Origin of the sequence: Kitasatospora sp. NPDC059812, from assembly GCF_042732075.1 — a bacterium.
Classification (GTDB): domain Bacteria; phylum Actinomycetota; class Actinomycetes; order Streptomycetales; family Streptomycetaceae; genus Kitasatospora.
In genome coordinates, this window is sequence record NZ_JBHWIO010000042.1 from 1 (window position 1) to 24,525 (window position 24,525).

The 24,525-nt window shown below is 71.0% G+C and carries 24 protein-coding genes; 10 read left to right on the forward strand and 14 right to left on the reverse strand.

Features of this window, described 5'->3' with window-relative positions; all coding sequences use genetic code 11:
* Window positions 1-106: 106 nt before the first annotated feature.
* The 3 genes from ACFV6D_RS21350 to ACFV6D_RS21360 form a co-directional block, all read right to left on the reverse strand.
* Complete coding sequence (locus ACFV6D_RS21350; RefSeq protein ID WP_380560747.1) at window positions 107-505, reverse strand: hypothetical protein; 399 nt, start codon at window positions 503-505, stop codon at window positions 107-109.
* 6 nt (window positions 506-511) lie between these two features.
* Window positions 512-718 carry a hypothetical protein gene (locus tag ACFV6D_RS21355; RefSeq protein ID WP_380560748.1) on the reverse strand — a complete coding sequence of 69 codons (207 nt, stop codon included), beginning with the start codon at window positions 716-718 and terminating at the stop codon, window positions 512-514.
* A gap of 261 nt (window positions 719-979) precedes the next feature.
* Window positions 980-2,233 (reverse strand): MFS transporter, encoded by a 1,254-nt coding sequence (locus ACFV6D_RS21360; protein WP_380560749.1) that lies wholly within the window; start codon window positions 2,231-2,233, stop codon window positions 980-982.
* Window positions 2,234-2,418: 185 nt separating this feature from the next.
* On the opposite strand from ACFV6D_RS21360, the gene ACFV6D_RS21365 reads away from it, so the two are divergent.
* The 3 genes from ACFV6D_RS21365 to ACFV6D_RS21375 all read left to right on the forward strand — a co-directional run bounded on the left by ACFV6D_RS21365 (window position 2,419) and on the right by ACFV6D_RS21375 (window position 5,918).
* Window positions 2,419-3,282 (forward strand): amidohydrolase family protein, encoded by an 864-nt coding sequence (locus ACFV6D_RS21365; RefSeq protein WP_380560750.1) that lies wholly within the window; start codon window positions 2,419-2,421, stop codon window positions 3,280-3,282.
* 96 nt (window positions 3,283-3,378) lie between these two features.
* The gene (locus ACFV6D_RS21370; RefSeq protein WP_380560751.1) at window positions 3,379-4,359 is read left to right on the forward strand and encodes a GlxA family transcriptional regulator; all 981 of its coding nucleotides are present in this window, start codon (window positions 3,379-3,381) and stop codon (window positions 4,357-4,359) included.
* Between the two features lie 155 nt (window positions 4,360-4,514).
* Complete coding sequence (locus ACFV6D_RS21375; RefSeq protein ID WP_380560752.1) at window positions 4,515-5,918, forward strand: DJ-1/PfpI family protein; 1,404 nt, start codon at window positions 4,515-4,517, stop codon at window positions 5,916-5,918.
* 62 nt (window positions 5,919-5,980) lie between these two features.
* On the opposite strand, the gene ACFV6D_RS21380 is transcribed toward ACFV6D_RS21375, so the two are convergent.
* On the reverse strand, window positions 5,981-6,520 hold the full coding sequence (locus ACFV6D_RS21380) for a MarR family winged helix-turn-helix transcriptional regulator (RefSeq protein ID WP_380429776.1): 540 nt from the start codon (window positions 6,518-6,520) through the stop codon (window positions 5,981-5,983).
* Here ACFV6D_RS21380 and ACFV6D_RS21385 point away from each other — a divergent pair.
* A complete protein-coding gene (locus ACFV6D_RS21385; RefSeq protein ID WP_380429773.1) occupies window positions 6,501-6,842 on the forward strand; it encodes an SDR family NAD(P)-dependent oxidoreductase in 342 nt (113 codons plus the stop codon). The genes ACFV6D_RS21380 and ACFV6D_RS21385 overlap by 20 nt on opposite strands.
* 297 nt (window positions 6,843-7,139) lie before the next feature.
* On the opposite strand, the gene ACFV6D_RS21390 is transcribed toward ACFV6D_RS21385, so the two are convergent.
* Window positions 7,140-7,559, reverse strand: a complete 420-nt coding sequence (locus ACFV6D_RS21390) for a hypothetical protein (RefSeq protein ID WP_380560753.1) — start codon at window positions 7,557-7,559, stop codon at window positions 7,140-7,142.
* Window positions 7,560-7,972: 413 nt separating this feature from the next.
* On the opposite strand from ACFV6D_RS21390, the gene ACFV6D_RS21395 reads away from it, so the two are divergent.
* Together ACFV6D_RS21395 and ACFV6D_RS21400 are read left to right on the forward strand one after the other, a co-directional pair.
* A complete protein-coding gene (locus ACFV6D_RS21395; protein WP_380429768.1) occupies window positions 7,973-8,116 on the forward strand; it encodes a hypothetical protein in 144 nt (47 codons plus the stop codon).
* A gap of 357 nt (window positions 8,117-8,473) precedes the next feature.
* The gene (locus ACFV6D_RS21400) at window positions 8,474-9,169 is read left to right on the forward strand and encodes an alpha/beta hydrolase (protein WP_380560794.1); all 696 of its coding nucleotides are present in this window, start codon (window positions 8,474-8,476) and stop codon (window positions 9,167-9,169) included.
* 61 nt (window positions 9,170-9,230) lie between these two features.
* Here ACFV6D_RS21400 and ACFV6D_RS21405 read toward each other — a convergent pair whose 3' ends face one another.
* Window positions 9,231-9,779 carry a SixA phosphatase family protein gene (locus ACFV6D_RS21405; RefSeq protein ID WP_380560754.1) on the reverse strand — a complete coding sequence of 183 codons (549 nt, stop codon included), beginning with the start codon at window positions 9,777-9,779 and terminating at the stop codon, window positions 9,231-9,233.
* 139 nt (window positions 9,780-9,918) lie between these two features.
* On the reverse strand, window positions 9,919-10,821 hold the full coding sequence (locus ACFV6D_RS21410; protein WP_380560755.1) for an alpha/beta hydrolase: 903 nt from the start codon (window positions 10,819-10,821) through the stop codon (window positions 9,919-9,921).
* 42 nt (window positions 10,822-10,863) lie between these two features.
* Here ACFV6D_RS21410 and ACFV6D_RS21415 point away from each other — a divergent pair, with 42 nt between their 5' ends.
* Window positions 10,864-11,337 (forward strand): MarR family winged helix-turn-helix transcriptional regulator, encoded by a 474-nt coding sequence (locus ACFV6D_RS21415; protein ID WP_380492981.1) that lies wholly within the window; start codon window positions 10,864-10,866, stop codon window positions 11,335-11,337.
* A 452-nt stretch (window positions 11,338-11,789) separates the two neighbouring features.
* Here ACFV6D_RS21415 and ACFV6D_RS21420 read toward each other — a convergent pair whose 3' ends face one another.
* Window positions 11,790-12,899 (reverse strand): FAD-dependent monooxygenase, encoded by a 1,110-nt coding sequence (locus ACFV6D_RS21420; protein ID WP_380560756.1) that lies wholly within the window; start codon window positions 12,897-12,899, stop codon window positions 11,790-11,792.
* A gap of 166 nt (window positions 12,900-13,065) precedes the next feature.
* Here ACFV6D_RS21420 and ACFV6D_RS21425 point away from each other — a divergent pair, with 166 nt between their 5' ends.
* Complete coding sequence (locus ACFV6D_RS21425) at window positions 13,066-14,043, forward strand: TetR/AcrR family transcriptional regulator C-terminal domain-containing protein (RefSeq protein ID WP_380560757.1); 978 nt, start codon at window positions 13,066-13,068, stop codon at window positions 14,041-14,043.
* Window positions 14,044-14,247: 204 nt separating this feature from the next.
* On the opposite strand, the gene ACFV6D_RS21430 is transcribed toward ACFV6D_RS21425, so the two are convergent.
* On the reverse strand, window positions 14,248-14,928 hold the full coding sequence (locus ACFV6D_RS21430; RefSeq protein WP_380560758.1) for a hypothetical protein: 681 nt from the start codon (window positions 14,926-14,928) through the stop codon (window positions 14,248-14,250).
* A 112-nt stretch (window positions 14,929-15,040) separates the two neighbouring features.
* Window positions 15,041-15,868 carry a M55 family metallopeptidase gene (locus tag ACFV6D_RS21435; RefSeq protein ID WP_380560759.1) on the reverse strand — a complete coding sequence of 276 codons (828 nt, stop codon included), beginning with the start codon at window positions 15,866-15,868 and terminating at the stop codon, window positions 15,041-15,043.
* A gap of 219 nt (window positions 15,869-16,087) precedes the next feature.
* Here ACFV6D_RS21435 and ACFV6D_RS21440 point away from each other — a divergent pair, with 219 nt between their 5' ends.
* Window positions 16,088-17,050, forward strand: a complete 963-nt coding sequence (locus ACFV6D_RS21440) for a phosphotransferase family protein (protein WP_380560760.1) — start codon at window positions 16,088-16,090, stop codon at window positions 17,048-17,050.
* A gap of 79 nt (window positions 17,051-17,129) precedes the next feature.
* Here the strand turns inward: ACFV6D_RS21440 and ACFV6D_RS21445 are convergent, their stop codons facing one another.
* From ACFV6D_RS21445 to ACFV6D_RS21455, 3 genes are all read right to left on the reverse strand, one after another.
* A complete protein-coding gene (locus ACFV6D_RS21445) occupies window positions 17,130-17,258 on the reverse strand; it encodes a hypothetical protein (RefSeq protein WP_279634965.1) in 129 nt (42 codons plus the stop codon).
* Window positions 17,259-17,345: 87 nt separating this feature from the next.
* Complete coding sequence (locus ACFV6D_RS21450) at window positions 17,346-20,381, reverse strand: M48 family metallopeptidase (protein WP_380560761.1); 3,036 nt, start codon at window positions 20,379-20,381, stop codon at window positions 17,346-17,348.
* Window positions 20,378-20,905 carry a hypothetical protein gene (locus ACFV6D_RS21455; RefSeq protein WP_380560762.1) on the reverse strand — a complete coding sequence of 176 codons (528 nt, stop codon included), beginning with the start codon at window positions 20,903-20,905 and terminating at the stop codon, window positions 20,378-20,380. Before ACFV6D_RS21455 ends, ACFV6D_RS21450 begins: the two co-directional genes overlap by 4 nt.
* A gap of 475 nt (window positions 20,906-21,380) precedes the next feature.
* Between ACFV6D_RS21455 and ACFV6D_RS21460 the strand changes: the two genes are divergently transcribed.
* A complete protein-coding gene (locus tag ACFV6D_RS21460; RefSeq protein ID WP_380560763.1) occupies window positions 21,381-22,649 on the forward strand; it encodes a phophatidylserine decarboxylase associated domain-containing protein in 1,269 nt (422 codons plus the stop codon).
* 189 nt (window positions 22,650-22,838) lie between these two features.
* Here ACFV6D_RS21460 and dacB read toward each other — a convergent pair whose 3' ends face one another.
* Window positions 22,839-24,485: a D-alanyl-D-alanine carboxypeptidase/D-alanyl-D-alanine-endopeptidase gene (gene dacB / locus ACFV6D_RS21465; RefSeq protein WP_380560764.1), complete on the reverse strand. Its 1,647-nt coding sequence runs from the start codon at window positions 24,483-24,485 to the stop codon at window positions 22,839-22,841.
* Window positions 24,486-24,525: the final 40 nt, after the last annotated feature.

The window sequence follows — 24,525 nt, forward strand, 5'->3', positions numbered from 1 at the left end:
GCGTGGGTGTGGGGTCTGTCTCGGCGTGGGGGGGGGGCGCCGGCCCCCCCGCGCCCGCGGGGCGCCCCCCTATACCACGTTCAGGGTGTGTCGCCGGGAGCGGGGATCAGAGGCGGAACGGGTTGCCGCCCTGGGCTGCGATCACGTACCAGGCGGTCGCTCCGGTGTGCAGGGCGGCGTAGTAGTAGTCGCCCTGGCCGGTGTCGAGGCTGTCGCCGGAGGCCGCGACGATGCCGCTGCCGTCGGTGTTCGGGGCGCTGGTCTGGGCCGTCTCCAGGGTGGTGAGAAGCTTGTTGGCCTCGACGGGGTCGGTGCCGTTGGCGCGGGCGTGGTAGGCGACCAGCAGGTGTCCGGTTCCTTCGAACCAGACCTTCTTGGTGTCGTTCCGGTAGAAGCTGACACCGGTGTAGACGCCGTCCGTGGCCTTGATGGTGGTGGCCGCCCAGTCGATGGCGCGGCAGTAGGACGGGTTGAGGGTGGCCCGGTAGAGGCGGGTGAAGGCCATTCCCGCTCAGGCCATGTTGCCGGTGTAGACGGAGGGGCTGCCCACGTACGGGGTGGTGTCCTTGGTGACGAACGGGTGCGGCTCGTAGGAGGCGCGCAGGCGGCCGTCTGCGAGTTCGGGGTCGTGGGCCTGCGCGTGGAGCAGGCTCCGTCCGAGCTGGGCGGCGTACTGGACGTCGTCGGTGGTGCCGCGCTGGAGGAGCGCGGTGATCATCAGGGCGTTGTCGTAGGTGAAGGACGCCTGGAAGCCGTCCTGGCCGAAGATCGAGGTGCCGGAGAAGTGGCCGCCCTGGTAGCTCTGCGGGACACGGCGGCTGCCACCGGGGACAACGGGGTGGCGTCGGTGGTGGGTTCACCCGCTGGAGGCCCCAGGCAGTCCCGCATGCGGACGTGTCCGCCGTACACCGGGCCGCCGTCACGGGACGGTTGCCTGGTATTCGGGAAGGAAGAACACGCCCAGGCCGAAGGGGCGTTGTCAGCTGGCGATGCGCTCCGGTCGGGCGGCGGGGGCCGGGTCGTGGGGCAGTTCGCGGTTGCGGGTCTCGGGGAGGCAGGTGGCGGCGATGGCCGCCAGTGCGTAGGCGAGCCCCGCGAAGAGGGCGATGCTCGCCGCGAGTCCGAGGCGTCCGGAGAGGTAGCCGACGAGGGCGGGGAACGCGGCGCTGACGATGCGGCCCAGGTTGTAGCAGAAGCCCTGCCCGCTGCCCCGGACGCGGGTGGGGTACAACTCCGCGAACAGGGCGCCCAGTCCGCCGGGGATCCCGGCCGAGAAGAACCCGAGCGGCGCGCCCGCGATGAGGGTGCCGAGATCGCCGAGTGGCAGCAGCAGGTAGGGAACGAGGGTCACGAGGCTGCACAGGGCGAAGAGGACGACGTTGCGACGACGGCCGATCCGGTCGGAGAGCCACCCGGAGGCGAGGTAGCCGAGGAACGAGCCGGCGATGAAGACCGCGAGGTGCCCGCTGCTGCTCATCACCGACAGGTGCCGGGTGGTGTGGAGGTAGGTGGGCAGGAAAGTGGTGAGGGCGTAGTAGCCGCCGTGGCTGCCGAGCCCGAGCAGGGCGCCGAACACGGTGATCCTCAGCAGGCCGGGGAGGAAGATCTCCGTCGGCGACGCCTTCTCCCGCCGCCGCTGGTCGGCCGTGGGGTCGGCGATCCCACGGCGGAGGGCGAGCACCAGCAGGGCGGGCAGCACGCCGAGCCAGAACATCGCCCGCCACGCCCAGGCCTGCGGCAGGACGGTGACCAGCACCGAGTAGGCGGCGAGGGTGAAGGCCCAGCCGACGGCCCAACCACTCTGCACCGCCCCGAGGGCCCTGCCCCGGTACCGCGTGGTCACGTACTCACTGATCAGCACCGCGCCCGCGGCCCACTCACCGCCGAAGCCGATGCCCTGCAGACACCGGAAGGCCAACAGTGACTCGAAGCCGTTGGCGAAGCCGACGAGCGCGGTCGCCACCGCGTACCAGGCGATGGTGAAGCGCAGGACGGCCACCCGGTCCCACCGGTCGGAGGCCGCCCCGGCCAGCCAGCCGCCGAGCGCGGTGCAGACCAGGGTGACCGAGGAGGCCAACCCGCCCTGGCCGTTGGTGAGATGCCACAGCGCGGTGAGGGTCGGCAGCACCAGGCCGTAGATCTGCGCGTCGGCCCCTTCCAGCGCCCAGCCGCCGAAGGTGGCCCAGAACGCCCGTCGGCCCCCGGGCGGCGCCGAGCGGTACCACTGGCGCATGCTCGCTCCTTACCTGAGGTCCGTGCGGTGCCGGAGGGAACCAACGACCGGCGCGGCGCAGTGGCAGCGCCTCCGCGGCGCCGACCGACCTGAACGTGAGCACGTCAGTACGTCGTCGAACATGCAGGCCAATATGACAGTCGGTCAGGTGAAGGTCCAGAGGCCCCCGGGCCTACCATCGGCGGGTGATCTGCGAATCGGCCACGTCGGTGGAGTTGGCCGCGTCGGTGGAGTCGGTGGACACCCACGCCCACGTGTTCCACCGCGGCCTGCCCAGGGCCGACCGCCCCCGCTACGTGCCCGACTACGACGCCCTCCCGGCGACGTACCTGGCGCTGCTCGACCGGCACGGCATCGGCGGCGCGGTCCTCGTCCAGCCGAGCTTCCTGGGATCGCGCAACGACTTCCTGCTCGACTGCCTGGCCCGGCACCCCGCCAGGTTCCGCGCCGTCATCGTGCTGGACCACGACCGGCCCTGCCGACCAGGCGCGCTCGCCCCGCTCGCCCTCGACGGCGTCGTGGGCATCCGCCTCAACCTGATCGGCCGGCGGGTGCCCGACCTGGCCGGGCCGCACTGGCGGCAGGTGGCCGCGCTGCTGGCCGAGCGCGGGCAGCACCTGGAGGTGCACGCGGCGGGCGAACAGTGGGCGGCGATCGCACCCGCCCTCCGCAGCTGGCCGTCCCCCGTGGTGATCGACCACCTCGGCCTGCCGGGCGCATCCGAGGGCGCCGACCGCGCGGTACTGGATCTGGCCACGCGCGACCACGTGTGGATCAAGGCCTCCGCGCCCTACCGCTGCGCCCCCGGCGCGCCCGGCCGCATGCTGCGGCGCCTGCTGGAGGAGGCGGGCCACCAGCGCCTGTTGTGGGGCAGCGACTGGCCCTGGACCCGCCACGAACGCGGCAGGACGTTCGCCGACTGCCTCGCCTGGCCGGCCGAGCACGTCGACCCGTCGGTCCTGCGCGCCGCCCTCACCGTGAACCCGGCGCGGCTGCTGAACTGGTCCCCCGGGCGGCGAGCAGCATCCGGACCGCAGCTGTCGGCGTAGGTGCAGTCCACAGCCGGGACGGCAGTGCCAGATCTGTCCGCCGCCTGTCCCTGGGAGACCTCGTGCGGACGGTTCGTGGCGGCCTACCGTGGCGGGGTGAGCGAGGAGACGAACGGGCGTACCGGGCGGGTGCTGGTCCTGGTGCTGCCCGAGGTGAATCTGCTGGACCTCGGTGGTCCTGTGCAGGTGTTCGACGCTGCGGCGCATCTCGGCGGCGGCTACCGGCTGGAGTTCGTCGCCGAGACGGACGGTCTGCGGTCCGCGCAAGGCCTGCGGCTGGCGGGGCTGGCACCGCTGTCGACGAGCCGGGCGGCAGCCGGCGACCTGGTGCTCGTGCCGGGCCCCCGGCTGACCGGATCAGACCGGCCGGTGACACCCGCCGTGGTGCGCTGGGTGCGCGAGGCCCACGACGCGGGTGCCCGGGTGGCGTCCGTGTGCAGCGGTGCAGTCGTTCTGGGGGAGGCGGGGCTGCTGGACGACAGGGCGTGCACGACCCACTGGTCGCTCACCTCGGCGATGCGCGACCGGTACCCGCGGGCCCGGGTGCGTGAGGCCGCGCTCTACGTGCACGACGGGCGGATCAGCACCAGCGCGGGTATCTCGTCGGGGATCGATCTCGCGTTGTCCCTGGTCGAGCGGGAGCGCGGCCCCGAACTGGCCGCGGGAGTCGCGCGTGAACTGGTGCTGTACCTGCGGCGGGACGGGGACGCGGCACAGATCAGTCCGTTCCTGCGGCACCGCGACCACGTCCAGCCCGCGGTGCACCGGGTGCAGGACCATCTGGCGCAGCATCTGGACGTCGCCTTCACCCTGCGTGAACTCGCAGGCATCGCCGGGCTGTCCCCGCGCGGTCTGACGCGGGCCTTCACCACGGCTGCGGGCATCACCCCGTTCGCCTACCAGCGGCAACTGCGGCTGGAGCGGGCCCGCGCCCTGCTGTCCGGTACCGACCTGACGGTGGAGGCGGTCGCGCTCCGGTGCGGATTCCGTGACGCCCGGCAACTGCGCCGGGTGGTCGCTGACGCCTTCGGCGCGCCGCCCTCGCTGCTGCGCGCACCAGCGCGGCCGACTGCCTGACGGACTGGCCTCCTCGGCGAAGGGGCCTCCTTCCCGGCCGTCCCCTCTTTCCCTTCCTCTTTCCCGTTTCCCGTTTCCTGTTTCGCTTTTCCCACTTCCACGAGGGCCGACGGCACCGTGCTGCCAAAAACGTGCCCGGATTGTTGAGGTATGTCTTGCTCAAGGCGAGTTCCGAGGCGCGCAAGGGGCACCGCGCGCTGCGCCGCACCGGCTGGGTACTGCTGGGCACAGCTCTGGCGACCGCGTCCTTCGCGGGGATCGCCTTCGCGGGGGTGAGCGCATCGATGGCCGACAGCTTCGCCGCCGCCCCTCGCGGATCCGATGCCGGGGTGTGGCCTGCCGCCCGGCCGGTACCGGAGGGCAGGATCACGGTGGCGGTCGCGGTCGGCAACGAGGGCTCCGTGGCCACCGATGTACTCGCGCCCTACCAGGTGTTCGCCGAGTCGCGGGACATGTTCGTCTACACGGTGGCGGCCGAACGCCGTGTCTCCCCACTGTCCGGCGGCGCCCATCTGCTGCCCGACCACACGCTGGCCGAGGTGGCGGACGGCACTCTGCCGGAACCCGACGTGGTGGTCGTGCCCGCCGTGACCGACCCCACCGGCGCGGGCGAGGAGCGCCTGCGCCGGTGGATCGTCGAACGCCACCACAGGGGCGCCCGGATCCTCGGGGTGTGCGCGGGCTCCGAACTGCTGGCCGCCTCCGGTCTGCTCGACGGCCGCGACGCCACGTCGTTCTGGTCCAACATCACTTCCCTGGAGCGCAGTTACCCGAAGGTCGCCTGGAAGCGAGGGCTGCGCTACGTCGAGGACGGGCGGGTGACCACCACCGCGGGCGTCACCTCCGGCACCATGGGTGCGCTGCGGTTGGTCGAGGAACTGGCCGGCACAGCGGAGGCGACCCGTATCGGCACCGGCCTGTCCTACCCCGGCTGGACTCCGGACGGACCGACCGCGATACCGGCCAACCATCTCGCCCTCGGCGACCTCCCGTACGCCTTCAACGCCGCATTCCCGTGGCTGCGCCCCACCACGGCCATCGGACTGGTCGACGGAGTCGAGGAGATCGACGCGGCCGCCGCCTTCGAGGTGTACGGCGGAGTCTCCTTCGCCACCCGGACGCTGGTGATCGGCGCCGGTGACACCGTCACCACCCGCCACGGCCTGGTCCTCGTCACCCGGTCGGCGAAGGGGGGCGCCCACGGGGCGGATCGCTTCGTGGTGCCCGGTGTCAAGAACACCTCCGACCTCGGCAGTGCGCTGGACGGCTGGGCCCGCCGCAACGGGCTCGCCGCCGAACTGCCCGGCGGAGGACGGCGGTCCGGGGAGTTCGGCTTCGATCCGGTGCTGCGGGACCTTGCCGAGAACAGCGACCGTCGCACGGCGCTGGCCACCGCGAAGTTCTCCGAGTACCCCTCGGCCCACCTGGAGCTGACCGGCGCGTCCTGGCCGTGGCGGTCCACCCTGCTGGCCGCGGCGGCGGTCGTCGTGAGCGTGGGGGTGGGGCTGGCCCCGACGGCGATCCGCCACACGGTTCGACGGCGGCGCCCCACGGCGTAGCTCGCCTGACGCTCGGCGCCTTTCCGGGCTCGCTGGTTCGAGCGTTCCCGTGGGCGCGTGGTTCAGGCGCGGTGGTGGGCGCGGTCGCTGAGGTCCTGCAGCAGCACTGCCAGGAGGCGGGCCAGTTCCCGCTGCTCCTGGGGCGCCAGGGCTTCGATGAGGCCCCGCTCGTAGTTCAGGAGGCCGTCGACGGCGTTCTCCACTGCGTGGTGCCCCTCGGGGGTCAGCTCCACGGGCACGGCGCGGGTCCCGGGGTCCGCAGCCAGTCTGCGGACGAACCCCTCGTGCTGGGCTCGGTCCACCCGTTGGGTCACGGCCCCGGGTGTGATCAGGCAGCGGCTGGCGAGCTCGCGGGTGGACAGCCGGTAGGGCCGACCGGAACGGCGGAGGGTGCTGAGCAGGTCGAGGGTGGCGGCGTCCATGCCGACCTGGGTCAGGACGCGGCGCCGCTCGTCGGCCAGCAGTTTCGCGGCGTCGTGGATCCGGGTGAGGATGCCGATCGAGTCGACCGGGAGTCCGGGCTGCTCGCGCCGCCAGGCTTGGGAGATCTCGTCGGCGCGGTCGGTGCGGGGCTGGTCCGGTGTGGTCAGCGTCAGCTCCATCGCGGCCCACCGCGGCGGATCCGGCTCCTACGGCTCCGCCAAGGCCGCCGTCGAGGCCTGGAACCTCACGATCGCCCAGGACCTCGACAAGGACCGGATCACGGCCAACGTCATCGCCCCGGGCTACATCGAGTCCACCGACTTCTTCCAGGGCGGGATGATCCCCCAGCGCCGTGCCGCCCTGCTCGCCCAGACGGCCAACGGCCGGGCCGGCACCCCGGCGGACATCGCGGGCACCGTGCTGTTCCTCGCCTCACCGGCCGCAGGGCACATCACCGGCCAGACCCTGCACGTCAACGGCGGCGCGCTGGCCGGGCGCTGAACAACGCGCTCGGCCGGACCGGTGCCACCGGCAGGAGCCTCGGCGTCGGTGACGGGCAGGCCTTCACCGACGCCGACGGGCGCATGGAGTGCCAGTCATGTCCGATGTGCCATCCGATCCGCCACACGCCGAACCGTCCACCGTGGGCGACCGGTTGGCCGATCCCGCGTCCCTCCGGTGGGACAGGCCAAGTCCGAGGACGGACCTGGGCCACGCGGCGGCGACCCACCTCAACCTGCCTCGACCGATCTCACCGAGGTTTGACCGCACGGCGGTTCGTGGCCGTCGATCGAGGGTTCACAGGTACGGCCGCAGGTCGTCGCGGTAAGCGGTGGTGCTGCCTTCAGGCCGCCAGGAACGACTGTGCCGGGACAGGGTCCAGGCTTCCGGCGCGTCCCGAGCGGCACTGATCCAGGCCGCGAGTTCGGGAACGGCGATCTCCCGCAGGACGTGTCGAGCCGCCGCCCGTTCGGTGGCCGGGAGCGGAGCAATACGAACCCGCACGGTGCACCACCAGCTGGGATGGATGCCGCCACCGTAGTTGGCGGAGATGGGTGGCACCCACTCGGCGTGCAACGCGGTCCCGTCCCCCCAGAGCCGGTCGCCGAAATCCAGGTCGACGGCATCCGCCTCCTGCGCGCCGAGGACGGTGCGGATGTCCGTCGGGGTGAGCGGCCACGACAGGCCGCGCGGCAGGCGGCGGTTACGGGCTGGCATGCGCCCGAGGATGGCAGACGCCCTGCGGAAGCGCATGCGCATTTCGACCCGGCTCTACCGAGACGCCGGTCAACTTCGTTGGTACCAGCCGGACTTCGGCGAGGCATGTCAGGTTGAACACCCTCAGGGCCTCGGGCGCCCGTCCCGGCTCGGCCACCGTTTCGCCCATTCTCAGCGAACACGGCGGATCTTCAGGGGCGCCGTCTTGCCGGTCGGCCGGCCGCCCTCTGGCACCTGTCGGGCCGATCACACCTTGGACTTCTCAACGTTCTCATGCCACGTCAGGTAACTGATGGCACCGCCAAGTTGGCGCCGAAACGGCTCCTCCGATCTGTCGAGGGTGATAGTCCGGTGACGGTTGGTCATGGCAGGATCAGCACGGGCCGACACCGTGTCGGCCGGAAGGAGGAGACATGGCCGAGGACAGCAAGGTGACGGCGTCCGCCGAGGGCAAGACTCCGTCTGGCAAGTACGCAGGCACTGAAATCAAGATCGAGGGCGAGGATCACATCATCATTCGGGAGGACGAGGTTCCGGTAGCCACCGACACCGAGTGATACGCCCGCACTTCGGTCCGGGCTGATCTTCGCCCGTACTGGAACGGAGCGTTGCCCAGCTACGAGAAGGGCCCCGTCGGTCGCCACCGGAAGGGCCCTTTCCGCTGCGAGTTCCGCAGGCCGCAGGCTCGCCCTCCACACCGGTTCCAGGAACAGCCCGGAGGCGGCCGTGTCGTCGTGGACGGTGAGGCGCAGCAGGGCGTCGAGGTTGCTGTAGTGGATGGCCCAGGGGGCCAGGATCAGCACTCCGGGGCGGGCCTGACGAGATCCAGGCGTGCGGGATCTCGCGCAGCCCGTACGGGGCCACGAGTCGCGGCGACCACCGACGACATGATCGAGGTCGACGCGGAGGTGGCGATGAGGGTCGTGTTCGTGCACGGGGCGTGCGGGCGGGACGGTTCGTGGTGGTGGCACCGCGCCGCCGACCTGCTTCAGGAACGAGGGGTTCCGAGCGTCGCCCCGGCGCTACCGAGCTGCGGCGAGGCGGGCCCGCCCGGTGGCGTCGGCGGTCCGGGGCTGCCCGAGGACGTCGCCGCGGTGCGGCGGGTGCTGCAGGCCGGCGACGAGCCGACCGTCGTGGTCGCCCACAGTTACGGCGGTGTCGTCACCGCGGAAGCCGCCGCGGGGGTCGGGGCGGTGCGCCACCTGTTGCTGGTCTCCAGCTATCTGCCCGAGGTCGGACAGAGCCTGTCGGAGTTCGGGGACGGCCGCCCCGCCCCGTTCCTCGACGTCGACCCCGACGCCGGCACGTTCAGGGTCCGCTCCGAGCTGCTCGTGGACACGTTCCTCCAGGACTGCGATCCCGAGGTCCAGGCACAGGCGGCGGGCCACCTCGCCCGGCAGAGCGTGCGGGTGACCGGGCAGCCGGTCCGGGCGGCCGCATGGCAGCAGGTGCCCTCGACCTACCTCGTCTGTGCTCAGGACCGGGGCACCCCGCCGCAGTTGCAGCGCGAGTTCGCCCGCCGGGCCGGCCACGTCGTCGAGCTCGACGCCGGCCACCACCCGTTCCTGTCCCAGCCGGCAGCGGTCCGGGACCTGCTGCTGAGCCTGTGACGGCGGCGGCTGAACACCTCATGGGACGGCCGGACGCACCGACGCCCCGAGGCGCACCGTCTCAGCCCTGCGACGGCGTCCAGAACGCGGTGATCCTCGCGGCTCCGGGCCCGATCCCCTGCCAGGAACCGTCGAACGCGAGGACGGCCACGGAGGCCGTCGGGAACCCGGACTCCTCCACCCGCCGAGAGAGGTCGCCCTCGGCCGTTCCGACGAGGAGCCGGACCAGCTCGGGCAGGCTCGGATTGTGTCCGACGACGACCAGGTCGCCCACGTCGTCCGAGCTCCCCCGCACCATCGCGACCAGCTCGCCGATCCCCGCCTCCCCCCGATGGATCTCCACACTGAGGTCGTAGAGCCCCTGCTCGTGGACCGTCTCGGGGAGCCGCGGCAACGCGGCGCCCACGCGTTCCCAGGTCTCCCTGGTCCGGCGGGCGCCGGACACCCGCGCGAGATCGGGCGTGATGCCGGAACCCGCGAGCCATTGTCCGGCCCGGGACGCCTCCTCCTGCCCCCGCTCGTCGAGGCGCCGTTCCTTGTCGACCGCCGTCTCCCGTTCGGCCTGCGCATGACGGATCAGGACGAGCCTGCGGCCGGTACCCACGATCACGTTGACCTCCCCATGTCCGCGGGCCGTGGCGCGGCCCGGCGGAATCGCTTGATCCTTTGCATCCGAACACTATCCGGCCGCAGGTCCGCACAGCCGCGGTCTCCGGGTGGTGCCCCGTCACACCTGTGCGGTCGGGACGTCAGGGGGTCGGGATCCGCTGGGTGAGGAAGAGGGCCGCGCGGTCGAGTGCCTGGTCGGCTTCGTCGAGGGTGCCGCCGGCGAAGGCCTGGAAGACGTGGGGGGCGTCGGCGGTGATGTCGAGGATGACGTCGACTCCGGCCTCGCGTGCGCGGGTGGCGAGGCGGGTGGAGTCGTCGAGGAGGATCTCGTTGGCGCCCACCTGGATGAGGAGCGGGGGGAAGCCGGTCAGGTCGGCGAAGAGGGCCGGGCTGAGGAGGGGCTGCTCGGGGTCCTGGCCGGCGAGGTACATGGCCCCGGTGTGTGTGACGGCCTCGCGGGTGAAGATCGGGTCGATGCCCTCCTTGGTCGTCATGCTCTCCCCGCTCCGGGTGGCGTCCAGGCCCGGGGAGAAGACCACGATCGCGGCGGGCAGCGGCAGGCCCGCGTCGCGGGCGGCGAGGGCGGTGGTGACCGCGAAACCGCCGCCGGCGGAGTCCCCGGCGAACGCGATGGCGGACGGGTCCAGGCCGCTGTCGAGGAGGGCGCGGTAGGCGCTCAGGTTGTCTTCCAGACCAGCCGGGAACGGGTGCTCGGGGGCCAGCCGGTAGTCCACCGAGTACGCGTCGAGCCCGGTCTTCGAGACCAGCTGCGCGGTGAGCGACAGCGCGGTCTCGGGAGAGCCGAAGACGAAGCCGCCACCGTGGAAGTACAGGATCGTGCCCGGGCGCGCGCCGTTGTCCGGTGTGACGTGCAGGGCGGGCCGGCCGCCGAGCGCGGTCTGATCGGTGCGGACGTCGTCCGGCACGATCATCGTGTCCATGAGCGCCCTGAACCCGGCGCGCAGCTCCTCGACGGAGCGTTGGCCCTCCGGTCGGGGCCGGCGGAGCATCGCGTCGATCTTGGCGAGCTGTTCCTTGCTCATCTGCGTTCCTCCTATGAAATGGCTTCCTCTACACTATATGCCGTGGAATATACATCGGATGGCGCCGCCGACCTCCAGGGATTCTTCGCGGATCTCGTCCGCTGCGAGACGCGCCTGTACAACGCGCTGAACGACCGCCTGCGCGAGCGGCACGGCATCGTGACCTCGCAGTTCGAATTCCTGCGGTTCCTGCGCGAGCACCCGGGGGCCCGGGTGGCCGACCTCGCCGCGGAGTTCGCCATCGGAGCCGGCGCGACCAGCAAGGGCGTCGACCGCCTGGAGAAGCAGGGCTGGATCGTCCGCCAGGCCAACCCGGCGGACCGCCGGTCCTCACTCCTGGCCCTGACCGACGACGGCTCCCAGCTCCTCGACGCCGCCGAGGCGACCTTCACCGCGGGCCTGAGCGAACTGGTCGAAGGCACCCTCGACCAGTCCACGACGGCCGCCGCCGCCCAGGCCCTCCGCCGGCTGCGCTCCGCGCTCGAACGCGACCAGATCGGCACCCCCACCGGCTGAAAGCGCGAGCCCGGCCACCTGCTCGCCTACGCGCGGCCCGGCGACACCACGCCCTTCCGCCGTCACCTTCGGTGAAGGCCCTGCTGGGGTTGCCTCCGCGGCCGACAAGGCGCACGCTGGGGGGTGTCCCCTGGAAGCCGCGTAGGGCGAGAGCCCCACGGAAAGCAGGGAGCTCGGGAGCATCACCGCCCCATCCGGAGGAGCGGCCCCACCCCGAGCAAACCCGGGTGAAACGAACCGTCCGATCCGACTGCGCACGGACGGAGGCCCCAGCGGGGGTCGCTCTCGGAACAACATCACGCCGCGTCGTACGCGACGCTCGCTCCGTCCGGCCAGTGAGCACGGACGGCACCAACGAAGCATGAACAGGCGTCAAGAACGAGAGTGTAAGTCGCAGGAGCAGTAGAGGCCCCCTCCTGGTAGAGGGGGCCGACGCCTGCGCCGGGCAGGGCTCAGCCGTCCAGTGAGAGTGCGTTCTTGGCGTGCGCGACGGATTCCTGCGAGGCGGGCCCGCCGGGGCTCTCGGTGGCCAGGGCCTGGTTGAGGGTGACGAAGGGGCGCATCCGCCGCTCGTAGCGGGCATATGCGGCGCGGTGGTCGCCGCCGGCCCGGGCAAGGCAGTCGGCCAGCACGTGGGCGCCCACGAGGGCCAGGCTGGTGCCCTGCCCCGAGAGGGGGGAAGGGCAGTAGCCGGCGTCTCCGAGCAGGGTCACCCGGCCCCGCGACCACGGGTCCATGCGGATCTGAGCCATGGCGTCGCAGTAGAAGTCGGGGGCCTTCCGGGCGGCCTCGGCCAAGCGGGTCCCTTCCCAACGCATCGATACGAGCTTGTCCACGACGAGCTGCCGGAGGGCGCCGCCGCCGCGGAGGTCGTGGGCGAGGGGGGCGGACTCGAAGCCGAAGGCGATCCTGAGTTCGGTGTTGTCGCGTACGGGCATGATGCCGAAGCCCGCGTCGCCGTCCCGCAGCCACACCTGCCAGTTGTCCAGGGCGAGGAAGTTGTCCGCGCTGAACACCGAGAGGTAGCTGCCCAGGTGATGGGCGAAACGCTCCTCCGGCCCGAAGGCCAGGCGCCGTACGGTGGAGTGCAGGCCGTCAGCCCCGACCACGAGGTCGAAGCTGCGGGACGGTCCGTGCGCGAAGTCGACGCGCACGCCGGTGTCGTCCTCGTCGAGCGCGGCGATGCTGTCGCCGAAGAGGTACTCGACGCCTGCGCGCGTGTGCTCGTACACCATCCTCACCAGGTCCTCGCGCAGCACCTCGATGTCTTCGCTGTCGAGCCGTCCGCTGCTGAAGGTCGCCTCGGTGGAGCGGTCGACCTCGCGGCCGTCGGGGCCGAGGATCGACATGCCGCGCATCCGGGTCCGTACGCGGCTCGCCTGCTCCAGCAGGCCCATCCGCTCCACGACTTCCAGCGCGACACCGCGGATGTCCACGGCCTGGCCGCCGGGGCGCCGGCCCGGAGCGCGTTCGACGACAGTGGGCGCGAATCCGTGGCGGCGCAGCCAGTAGGCGAGGACGGGCCCGGCGATTCCGCCGCCGGAGATGAGTACGGTCTGCATGAGGAGCTCCTCCAGTGCTATGTACGGTGTACGCGCCCTGAACGTACGCCGTACGCGCAGAGCCTTCAACCAGCCGTCTACGCGACGTGTACTAGAGCAGTCCCCTTCCGTTCGGCGTTGCCGCTGCTACCCTCTGTCCTAGTACACAGAAGGAAGGCGGCAGGTCGTGACGAAGACCACAGGGACAGCCGGCGATCCGCCCTATCTGCGCATCGCCGCCGCGATCCGGCGGCGCATCGCGCACGGTGAACTCGCCCCCGGGGACCGGGTGCCCTCAACCCGGCAGATCGCCGCGGAATGGGGCGTCGCGCTCGCCACCGCCACCAAAGCCCTGACCACCCTGCGCCTGGAGGGACTTGTCGAGGCCCGGCCCCGGATCGGCACGGTCGTCGCCGGAACCACCCCCGCCGCACCGGCCCGCAGGCGCCCGCCACCCGCCCCGGACCCCGAGCAAGAGCAGGAGCTGAGCCTCGACCGGATCGTCCGTACCGCCATCGAGATCGCCGACGCCGAAGGGCTCCCGGCGCTCTCCATGCGCGGCGTCGCGGCCCGCCTCGGCGTCGCGGCGATGTCGACCTACCGGTACGTCCCGAGCAAGGAAGACCTCGTCCTGCGCATGGCCGACGCCGCGTTCGGCGAGAAGTCCTACCCCGCAGAAGCCCCCGACGCCCCCGAGGATTGGCGTACCCGCATCGAGCTGGGCGCCCGGACCCTGTGGAGCCTGTACCGGCAGCACCCGTGGCTGGCGCAGCTCGGCTCCCTCACGCGCCCGCTGCTCGTGCCCAATCTGATGGTCCACGGCGAGTGGGTGCTGAGCGCCCTCGACGGCCACGGACTCGACCCCACGACGCTGTTCGACATCCACGTCCTGCTCTACAGCCATGTCCAGGGCCTGGCGGTGCACCTGGAGATGGAAGCGCACGCCGAAGCCGCCACGGGCCAGTCGGAAGACCAGTGGATGGACAGCCGCGCCCCCGCCCTCCAGGAACTGGTGGAATCCGGCCGCTTCCCGGCCTTCACCAAGGTGGTCGGAGCCTTCGAGGACGGCTACGACCTGCGCCTCGACGCGCTCTTCGAATTCGGCCTCAAGACACTCCTCGACGGCCTGACTTCCATCGTCGAAGGCCAGGAAGCTGCCACGTAGAAACACGAGCGAGTTCATCCAGAACCGGACCCACCCACCCATTCGCGCCATCAGGGCACCCGCCGACGTCCAGTCCTGGCGGGCAGCGGCTCATCTGGAAGAACTACCGATGGGCAGTGGCGCGCTGCCTCCCGATACGCCGCAGGCGACCACCTACGATCACCATCCGGCTGGGCTCCCCAGCGAGTCACCGGCCGTTGAAGCTCAGGTCGCGTCCCGGACCGGCTGCGGGTAGCCGATCTCGGCGATGTCCTCGGCCAGGTCCGCGAGGGTGACCTCCGCGTTGAGTGACGACACGAGTTCCTGGCTCAGCGGTCGCAGGGCATACACATCGCGCACCGCTTCCAGGTCCACGGGGACCTCGTAGTAGTTCTCGGCGAAGCGCTGGAACGCTGCCGGCGAACGGTCGACCAGGAGCTCGAACAGGCCCGTGGCCCCGTCGGGGTCGGAAAAACCGGCGGGGAAGTCGATCACGCCGTGCTGCCACCGATCGTCCGTCGCCCCCCGCCACAGGCAGGCCGTGACGACGGGCACGTCGTCCTCGTCGGTGAACGCCGGCTCCTCGACAAAGGGCCTGAAGACCTCCGGGACATCGTCGATCACCCCCGGCCAGGTCTCGCCCTCGTTGCCGTACGGGCTCGTCGGTGCTTCGTGGTCGAAGCCGCGGGCATAGGCCCCGGCCTCCGAGAAGACGACGGAGTACTCGTCCCCCGACCCGTTCCGCATCGAGGCCATCTCCTCGCCGTCGGCCCAGCCTGCGTTGAAGGAGTAGCACCGGCCCTCCCAGTCCGGGCTCAGGATCGCATCGAGCATCGCCAGCGAGCGGCAAAGGTTCCGCAGGTCGGCGATGGAAGGGAACTGACGAGCTACGTCATAGACAGTCACGTGCTCATCCAACCGGATGCCCCTGACACCCAGAATCTCCGCCCAGGCCCGTCACACCCAGGAGTGAGTCCGAGGCCGGACGCGCCGTAACGATCCCCCTCAAGGGCGGGCTCTAGCCGGGCTTGATGCTCGCGAGTTGTACGAGCAGCAGGACCAGCCGGTAGGCGACGGCGAAGTCTGTGGCAGTGAAGGTGACCGTCCGGCCACCCTCAGCGCGTGAGACACCTGGCACGAGTGTCGCCAGGTCAACCATGTAGGGGCTGTGCAGGTCGACCTCGACTTCAAGGGGCCCGGCAAGAACAAGTGGCGGGACCGTCGTTCGCGCTCTGACAGCTTCGACGGCCGCCTGGTGCAGACGCTCTCGGGCTTCCTCAGGGTGCAGTGCCACGGCAGCGGCCTGGCCGATGCCTTGTTTGACCGCGACGGTGACAGCCGAGGGCACCAGATCACTCAGTTCGGCGCAGGCGGCGTCATCGCCACTGAGCAGTACGACTGGCACACCCACATGCCCGGCCATGGCAGCGTTGAGACCAATCTCGCCCAAGGAACGGCCGGCTACGCGAACGTCCAGGATGGCGTCGCTCATCGTGTGCGCCAGCACAGCTGGACCACTGCCGGCACGGGCGTGGTAACCGACGAACAACACCGCGTCAGTGTGCTCGTCGAGCCCACCGAGCATGCCCAGGGAGCGTGGCTTTCCGCGAACCAGCCGGGCCCGCCGGTCGAGTTCCGCCGGCAGCAGGTTACGGAAAGACCCGTGAGCGTCGGCAACCCACACCTCAGCCGTCGGCTCGACGTCCAAGACACCCGCGATCACGGCGTTCGCGTCGGCCATCATCAGCGCACGGCCTTGCTCGTAGTCATGGCGATCCGGATTCGTCTCGGCAGGATGCACGATCCCCGAGATGCCCTCCATGTCAACAGAGATCAGCACCTTCATGGCCAGGGAGCCTATGCGCCCCGCACACAGGCCGACAGTGCGCATGAGGACTCCTGGTCGGCCGGGACGGCTCGCCGTCAGGGCGCTCCGCTCGGGAAGCTGCGATGAGGCCCCGGCCTCCTCGATGGCGGTGACGGTGGCGGTGGCGGTGGCAGCTGCGATGCCGCCGGACGCTGAAGTCCTTTGCGCGCGCTGCCGCCTGGATGATGAGGTGGCGCGGTGACCAACCATGACGAAGCGTCAGCCGTCCGACCGTTGACGCTGGCTTGGGTGCGCCGGCACCTGGAGGCCGGCGAACGGATCGTCGGAATCGAGGCGCTGCACGGCGGCATCACTGCCGAGATGCGGAGGCTGACCATCGGCACGCGGGACGGAGGCACCCGCGACCTGGTGCTGCGGAGTTTCGTCGACCCGTTCTCCGTGGCGCGCGCCGAGGACTGGCTGGACAGGGAGGCCGGCGCCCTGGCCCTGCTGGCGGGGACCGGCGTGCCGGCTCCCGCGCTGGTCGCGGTTGATCCGAGCGCCGCGCAGTGCGAGTATCCGTCGCTCCTCATGACCCATCTGGCGGGCCGGACGGTCCTCGACGATGAGGGGGTGGAGACACGCGTCCCGCTGCTGGCCCGTCAGCTCGTGGCGATCCATGCGCTGCGGCCCGCCGAACGACCCCGGGATTATGTGGCGTTGACGACCGCCGACACCGTCGTCGTGCCGAAGGACGCCGACGCGGAGGCATGGGCCGCGGCGATCGACGTGATCCGCAGGCCCGCGCCGCCCGGTGAAGGGCGGTTCCTGCACCGGGACTTCCAACCCGGCAACGTGCTGTTCGACGTGCCGCCCCCAGGGCCGGCAGGTGCGCGGATCACCGGCGTCGTCGACTGGGCGGCGGCCTCCTGGGGCCCGGCGGATCTCGACGTGGCGCACTGCTCCACCAATCTCGCGCTGCTGCACGGCCCGGCGTGGGGTCAGCGGTTCGCCGAGGCGTACGAGGAGGCCGGCGGGGTGCTGGCCGCGACCGCGGGCGAGCGGCTGTACTGGCGGGTGCGGGACGGACTGGCGTGCTCGGAGGAGGTGCGGTCGGTGGCGCAGCCCTGGCGGGAGGCAGGGAGGACGGAGCTGACGACGCGAGCCGTGGAGCAGCGGCTGGACGCCTACGTCACCTCCCTGATGGACGCCTGGGGCTGAGCCGAGGCGGGCCGGAGCGCGGTCCGGGCGCCGAACGACGTCTGCACCGCGGTGACGCTCGTCGAGCAGATCGAAGGGCTCACCGCTCCGCACGCTCGCAGGACTCCGCGGTGCCGTCCCGTGGCGCCGCCCCATACGCCTCCACGTAGACGACCCGTGCCGCCTCCACGTCATCCAGTTGGATCGGCAGCCGATCCAGGTTTCCCACGACGCCTCCCGGAGCCCCGCCGACGGCCGGCACCAAGCGCGGCAGGGGCGACGGGCACGGTCATGATTGGGCCGCGGTGGTCGCGGGTCATCGGGGTGGGGTTCGCCGGACCACCGCGCCCGATCCGGCGAGCCAGGAGACCATCCGGCTCCCCGCGTCGACGGCGGCGCGCTGCGCCGCCCCGGCGGCATAGCCGTTCGCGACGATGTCCGGCCGGTCCACGAGGTTCCGGCACGCAGTGGTCAACTGCTGGTAGCCGAGCAGCAGTCGGGACCACAGCCGCTGTCCCGTCGGGTCGGGCACCGTGAAATACTCGTCGGCCCGCCGGGTCGCCCCGGCGAGCTGTTCGCAGGTGCCGCCCACTGTGCGCAGCTCCGCCTCGACCTGAGCGTCGGAGGTGGCGTTCGCGGCGCCGCCCATTGCGGCGGCGAAGTCACGCTGCGCCGCGTTGAACTCGTTGATGTGGTCCAGGCCTCCGACCGCCGCCCAGGCCTGGTTCTGGGCCAGCGCGATCGCCGCCGAGGGAGCGCTCCTCGTCTGGTCCAGCATCGACTCCGCGCGTTGGGCGTTCCCGCTGCCCGAGCCGGGCAGCTGGGCGACGGTCACCGCTGCGCCGGCGGCCCCGGCCACCACGGCCGCGACAGCCGCGACGGCCGCCACCCGGGCGCCATACCGCCGCCTCCGGCGGGGCAGCCCCACCGCGACGGGCGGCGCGACGTCAGGCGGTACCGCGACGGGGCGCAGCCCGGCCCGGACGCGCCGCCACAGCAGGCCCGCCCCCCGGCCCACGAAGGCGGCCAGGGCCGCCACCAATATCCCCAGGGTCAGCGTGTAGGCCGCCGCGATCTCCACCAGCCTCCACACCGCCCCCGGCCTCCACCCACAGGTGTTGGTCATGACGTTGAACGGGCCGAGGCAGCCGTCCGCACTCGCCAGAACGAAGGTGCCCACCATCCCGATCAGGCCGGCGACGCCGGCTGTGACGAGCCCGGCGAGCAGCCAGGCCGCCCTCGTCACGGCGGCGACGACCACGGCGGTCAGTGCCATCGCGGCGCAGATCACCAGGATCGGCCACATCAGGTAGGTGATCTGGAACGGGCCGGTCATCCGCACGGCCGCCGGGCGCGGTGTGTGCATGTGGGCCTTCGCCGCGGCCAGGGCGGCCCAGCAGAGCAGCCCGCCCGCCAGGCCGGCGACCAGGAGCCTGCCCGGGCCGGGCAGCGCGGCGGCGTTCGGTGACACGGCCAGGGACAGGGGCGAGGGCGAGGGCGGCGGTGCGTCCGGGCCGGGCGGTACGTCCGTGTTCGGCTGTGCGTCCATGTTCGGCTGTGCGTCAGCCGCCCCCGGCAGCGCTTCGGCGAGCCACTTCGCGCGGCGCCCCGGCCGGCGCAGCGCCAGCGCGAGCAACGGCAGCATCCAGAGCAGCGCCTCGGCCCACCACAGGCTGTGGGCCTCGCTGTCGGCGCCGGGCAGGACGCCCACCACCGCGATGACCTCCAGCAGCGGGCCGATGTGCGCCGGCGGCAGCCCGGACAGACCGTACGAGCCCAGGAGCCCGGCCGTGGTGAACGGCCACCCGTCGGTCAGGACCTCGCCCTGCGCGTACCACCAGTACAGCACGCAGGCGAGGGCCAGCGAGGCGGCGGCCAGGCCCACGACCATGACGGGGCGTAGCGAGCGCCCGCGCCAGGAGGCAATCCACCACTCGGCGTTCTGTGCGGTCCAGGTCATCGCCAGCACCAGCGCGGCGACGAGGACCAGCAGGGCTTCGGGGTGGTTGGGCCACCAGTGGTTCCAGGCCGCCCTTGGGCCGAGCAGTTCGGCCGCGACGACGCCGGTGCCGAGCCACAGGCCAGCGGGCCATCCCGGTGGAGTCGGCCGGCCGGTGAGGACGGCGTACACCACGGCGCGCCACAGGGCGACGCCGCCGATGCCGACGACGAGTGTCGCGATGAGGACCGCTTTCGCGGGGAAAGCCTCGTAGGGCAGGCTTCCGAGCTGCCAGACGAGGATGTCGGCGGCGAGCCCGGTGAGGAACAGGGGCAGGGCGTCCAGCGCGAACAATGCCTTCGGGTCGGTCAGGGAGGTCCGGCGCAGTTCCCAGGACGGGTGGGTGCGCCAGAGTTCGACGAACGCGGCGAGGGCCCGCGGCAGTGCGCGGCCGGAGCCCGGCCGGACGGGGACGTTCCAGGACTCCCGGCTCGCGCCCCAGCGGGCCGCCATGAGGTCGGCGTAGATCTCGCGGTTGCGCAGGATCCCGGCCCGCGTGAGGTGGACGGACACCGCGATCAGGAGGCCGAGCACCAGTTCGTGCGTGTTGAACGGGGCGAACTGCCCCCGGACGTCCGCGGTTCCGGTGAAGAAGAGGTTCTTCACGCCCACTGCGGCCCACGGGAGCAGGACCAGCACAAGGAAGACGCGCCACAGGGCGACGGTGGCGTAGGTGATGCCGATGTCCTTGTTCCGCAGGTGCGCGAGCTCGTGCAGGACCACGGCACGGAACCGGTCCCGGTCCGTGCCGCTTGTGGCGAACAGCCCGCCGTACAGGCAGACCGTGGGGTTGCGCCAGCGGCCGAACACGACGGCGCCGACCTCCGGCACGACCGGGTCGACGACGAACCGGGGCGTGCGGGCGAGCCCGGCCGTATCCACCAGCTCGTCGAGCTGCTGCCGCAGCCGTCCGGTCGTGTCCAGCTCCTCCAGGGCGACGACCCGGGAACGGCGTGCCTTCCACACCGGCAGCAACCAGTACGCCGTGAGAACCACGACGACCAGCAACGCGCCCACGGCGACGGACACCCCGTCGAAGTTCTGGACGTAGCGCGCCGCGCACACCTTGAGCGCGGACTGGTTCCGGGTGGACAGAACGTAGCCGGCATTCATGGGTGCGCCCGGGTCGAGGCCCGCGGCCAGCCAGCAGGCCATCTCCTTGTCGGCCTGCTGGGAGGAGGCGAGGAGCTGCCAGACGGTCCTCGGGACCATGCTGGCGCCGGCCGCCGCCAACAGGAGCAGGAGCAGAACGAAGCGCAGGGTGGTGCCGGCGGCGAGGACCCGCTCGTCGGGCGGAGCCGGGGCCTGCCGTGGGCCTGCGTCGGGGGCGGCGTCGGCGGGCGCGTCGGTCATCGCGCCTCGCCGTCGACCGCCGGGTCGGGTTCGGCCGGGTCGGCCAGGGCCAGCCGGGCCACCACCGCGTCGGCGATCGCCGACGCGCGCTGTTCCGCCAGGCCCCGCTGCGCGGCCGAGTCCAGCACCGACTGCCGCACCTCGACGAGCTGCTCACGCGTCAGCGGAGGGATCGTCACCGGCGCGGCCCCCTTGCGGAAGACCTTGCGCAGCCCGGCTCTCAGCCCCTTGGCGGCGCCGTCCACCGCGGCGTCCGCGATCCTCTGCCCCACCTGGTCCAGCGCCAGCCACACCACGGGGGTCACCAGCGCGGCGACTTCGCCGAGGCCGAAGCCCAGTGGTTCGCTCCGGCTGCGGCCCGCGAGCCGGCGCACGGCCGATGCGTCGTCGAACCGAGTCAGCCACGTCACGAGCGGCAGTTCCTCTGCGGCGGCCTCGGCCACCACGTCACGGACCACGTCGCGCACTCGTGCCCCGCCCGGCGCGGCCTTGCGGCTTTCGGAGTGAGCTGCTTCGGAACCCATGGCACCTCCGTGGCCAACTCGCGGCACGCCCAGGCCGGTTGCCGCACCGGTCTCACCTTGACCCAAGGAATCCGACGGGGCAATACCCGGCGGCACTCCCCGTACAATGCGGAGCCGCTGCGCCCGACCGGCCGTGCGCGGCGGCGCAGCCTGGCGGACGCCGGTGCCAGAAGGTCGGCCGGCGGGGAAGCAAGCAGGTGGCCTGGCTCGTCCACTACGGGCAGACCGCGCGCCTGGCCGCCGACACCAGCGGCGCGCATGAGAGTGACTCTGCGTAACGGCTCAAGTGGACATCAGATAGATCGTGTGCAGATAATGCTATCGGGGAGTGGGCGGGTTCGAGGTCGCTCCGAAAGAACCTCGTTCGGGCCGCACAGCACCGCGCGCCGCAGATCGAGGTCGTGCTGCCGAATGTGGACGCGGAGTCAGGCCCTCCCCATGCGTTCAGTTCACCAGCCAGGGCGAAGGGAACCCAGTGACGCACAGTAACGGTAACCAATGCACCGAGCAGGCCATTGAGGCCCGCTACCAGAACTCGTTCGCCCGGTCCGCCGGGTACCTTCCGCCGGACCGGGCCGTCGTCCACGCCTGGCTGGACGAACTCGGCGGGTACGTCGAGCGGCAGCAGACGCAGGGCGCCATCGTCCGGCACAACTCGGTGGCCGAGCTGGCAAGGCTGATCGACCGGGATCCCGTGGTGCGGATGTACGTGAGCCTGATGATCGAGCAGGCTCTGGAGAGCTGGAAGGGCAGGGTGCGCGACATTCCCGGCCTGCTCGACCACCTCGACGCCATCGTCACCTGGGCCCCGCGCTACACCGACAAGATCCACTTTCCGATGTCCGCCCTGTTCGTCGACATGATGTACACGCCGGCCGGAGAGGCGATCTTCCGCAACAGGGACCTCAACAGGGCGCTCGTGGGGATCCTGCAGGAGTGGTGCACGTACCTGGACAGCCCTGCCAGTCGTGAGGTGCTGACCACCGACCAGTGGCTGTCAGCGGATGCGAGGAAGGAGCTCAAGCTCGACGACTTCGAAGTCGATTTCACCCAGCCCTACGGTGGGTTGGCCTCGTTCAACGACTTCTTCCACCGGGAGGTCAGGCCCGGCAAACGCCCGGTCGCGGGCAGCACGGATCCCAAGGTCATCGTCGCCCCCAACGACGGCAGGGTGGTCAAGATCCAGGGCAACGTGCGGCGCACCGACGAGTTCTGGGTCAAGGGCCAGCGCTACTCCCTCTACGACATGCTGGACGGCAGCGATCTGACGGACGGCTTCGTCGGAGGCGACGTCTACCAGTCGTTCCTCTCCGGCGGCGACTACCACCGCTGGCACACCCCGGTCAGCGGTACGGTCATCAGCGCCCGGGTGGTCGAGGGGCTGACGTTCACCGAACTCGAATCGGCGGGCCACGACGAGGATGCCGGAGTTCAGTCCCAGATCTACGAGGCCTCGGTCAACGCCCGCGCCCTGATCTTCGTCAAGAGCCCCGACCCCGTCGGCATCGTCTGCGTGATGCCCATCGGCATCACCGAGATCTCCTCGCTCACCATCGGGGTCACGCCGGGGCAGCACGTCGACAAGGGCGACGAGCTGGGATATTTCAGCTACGGCGGCTCCAGCATGGTCCTGGTCTTCCAGCCGGGTGCCGTAGCCGCCTTCGACGTGCCGGACAACACGACCGGAGACATGGAGAAGGGCCAGTGGTGCGCGGTCAACTCGCAGATCGCCCACACCCGTTGAGGAAAACGCCGTTGCGTTTGGCTGTTCGGCGGCTGGTCAAGTCCCTGACGACGAGGAGCGGGACCTCTGGTAGATCACTTGTGTCGAGCAAGATGATCAAGAACCAGGGGTCCCGCTGCACGCCGCCGCCGGCAAACGCAACGGCGTTGGTCTCCGGCTGCTGAATCGATCACCTGCTCGGGCTGCCCATCACGCCTTGGGCGACTTGTAGATGGTGGCGGCCATCGCTCCCAGTTGCTTGTTGGCCTTGAGCGCGAGGTCGATGGCATCGCTCACGGAGTCACTGGGCACCGGAATGTTGTTCACGTAGATCGCGAAGGCGTAGCGGCGACCGTCCTTCGCATCGATATAGCCTGCGAGCGCCTTCGTGCCGAGAGCCAGCTTGCCCTGGTAGGAACTGACCAGGGTGCCAGTCTTCGCACGGATGTGTCCTGCGGCGGGATCGGTGCGCTCGATGACGTCGGCAAGCGAACCGTCGACGCCCATGCTCGGCATGGAGTCGTAGAAGACGTCGAAGTCGTCCTGTCGTGCCAGGTGCCGCAGCAGCGCCACCTGGGCAGTCGGCGTCGCCTTGTCGCCGGGGAGGCCCTGGGCATCGACGAGGCTCACCGAATTCGGATCCACACCTGAGTGAGCGAGGAACTCCTTCTCGATCTTCATGCCGTCCGCATAGGTTCGTTGCCCGTTGTGTGCTGCCATCAGCGGCGGCAGAAGGTTCGCCCCGAGGTTGTGGCTGACCTTGTTGATCAGCTTTGCGTACTCCTTGAAGGGCGGAGAAGTGTAGGTCGCCGATACGGGCAGCGAGCTCACTTCCGCCGACGGAGGAAGCTTGCTGTCGGGGTTCGCTCCCAGCGAGGGGGCGGATACGCTGACGCCGTTTCTGGCGAGTGCCTCGATGAGGACGGTGCGGGCGAACGCCGCCGGGTCGGGAACCTGGTAGGTCGTCACGAAGGGAGCCTTCACGTCCGCGGGCACGGAACCTCGGACCCGAATATGACCAGGACTCACGCTTTCGGTCGTCACCGTCGGCTTGCTTCCGGCGGGTGTGGTCGTCACCTGCGCGTCGACGCCGAAGGCGGCCGTCTTCGGGCGCCAGTCGACCTTGGCCGGCTCGCCGGGTGCGCCCGGCGTGATGAGCACGTCGATCAGGTTGTCGTTGACGATGGCCGGAGTGACCGGCACCCCGCCGATCGACACCGGATCCCAGAGTCGGTTGTCGATCACCACGTCGCCGTCGACATGGCGGACTCCACTGGCCGCGACCTGTCGAGCCAGCTCGTTGACACCCGCCAGCGGATCCTCTTCGGTGATGGTCGCCATGCCGGGTACGGCGTTGGCGTCATAGTGGTCGAAGTCGGGGACGTCCAGTCCGCCTGACGCGGTGGTCCGCCCACCGAGTGCCAGATCGCCGCTCCCGACCAGGATGAGATCGCCGGAGAGCCGCCCGTCCGCGGAGACCGTACCCGAATGCACCACGGGCGTACGGAAGCGATGGTCGTCACCCAGGACATCGAGCGCAGCACTGACCGCGAAGGTCTTGGCCGTCGAACCGGTCATGAACTGAGAATCGGCGCCCTTGGATTGGACGACCTTCCCCGTCTGCAGATCGGCGACCTGCAGGCCCCACTGGCCCGACGACCACGGCGCGGTACTCATGAGCTTCTGCAGGTCGACGCTTACCCGTGTGGCACCCGGTGCCGGAGAGGCTGAGTTGTCCGTGGAGTTGTGGGAGCACGCCGTCATCGCCACGGCAGCCGTCATCGAAGCGGCGAGCGCCAGGGCTGTACGCCGCCGTACCCGAGGTGTCTTGATTCCGGAGAGGGAGTTGCTTGGCATTCGTTCTTTCCTGTTCGAATTTCGCGCTCGATCGAACGCT

What these genes read in the sequence shown, in the direction of transcription:
- ACFV6D_RS21350 (WP_380560747.1), bottom strand. Translation starts at nt 505, where the DNA reads ATGGCCTTCACCCGCCTCTACCGGGCCACCCTCAACCCGTCCTACTGC.
- ACFV6D_RS21355 (WP_380560748.1), bottom strand. Translation starts at nt 718, where the DNA reads ATGATCACCGCGCTCCTCCAGCGCGGCACCACCGACGACGTCCAGTAC.
- ACFV6D_RS21360 (WP_380560749.1), bottom strand. Translation starts at nt 2,233, where the DNA reads ATGCGCCAGTGGTACCGCTCGGCGCCGCCCGGGGGCCGACGGGCGTTC.
- ACFV6D_RS21380 (WP_380429776.1), bottom strand. Translation starts at nt 6,520, where the DNA reads ATGGAGCTGACGCTGACCACACCGGACCAGCCCCGCACCGACCGCGCC.
- ACFV6D_RS21390 (WP_380560753.1), bottom strand. Translation starts at nt 7,559, where the DNA reads ATGCCAGCCCGTAACCGCCGCCTGCCGCGCGGCCTGTCGTGGCCGCTC.
- ACFV6D_RS21395 (WP_380429768.1), top strand. Translation starts at nt 7,973, where the DNA reads ATGGCCGAGGACAGCAAGGTGACGGCGTCCGCCGAGGGCAAGACTCCG.
- ACFV6D_RS21400 (WP_380560794.1), top strand. Translation starts at nt 8,474, where the DNA reads ATGAGGGTCGTGTTCGTGCACGGGGCGTGCGGGCGGGACGGTTCGTGG.
- ACFV6D_RS21410 (WP_380560755.1), bottom strand. Translation starts at nt 10,821, where the DNA reads ATGAGCAAGGAACAGCTCGCCAAGATCGACGCGATGCTCCGCCGGCCC.
- ACFV6D_RS21420 (WP_380560756.1), bottom strand. Translation starts at nt 12,899, where the DNA reads ATGCAGACCGTACTCATCTCCGGCGGCGGAATCGCCGGGCCCGTCCTC.
- ACFV6D_RS21435 (WP_380560759.1), bottom strand. Translation starts at nt 15,868, where the DNA reads ATGAAGGTGCTGATCTCTGTTGACATGGAGGGCATCTCGGGGATCGTG.
- ACFV6D_RS21450 (WP_380560761.1), bottom strand. Translation starts at nt 20,381, where the DNA reads ATGACCGACGCGCCCGCCGACGCCGCCCCCGACGCAGGCCCACGGCAG.
- ACFV6D_RS21455 (WP_380560762.1), bottom strand. Translation starts at nt 20,905, where the DNA reads ATGGGTTCCGAAGCAGCTCACTCCGAAAGCCGCAAGGCCGCGCCGGGC.
- dacB (WP_380560764.1), bottom strand. Translation starts at nt 24,485, where the DNA reads ATGCCAAGCAACTCCCTCTCCGGAATCAAGACACCTCGGGTACGGCGG.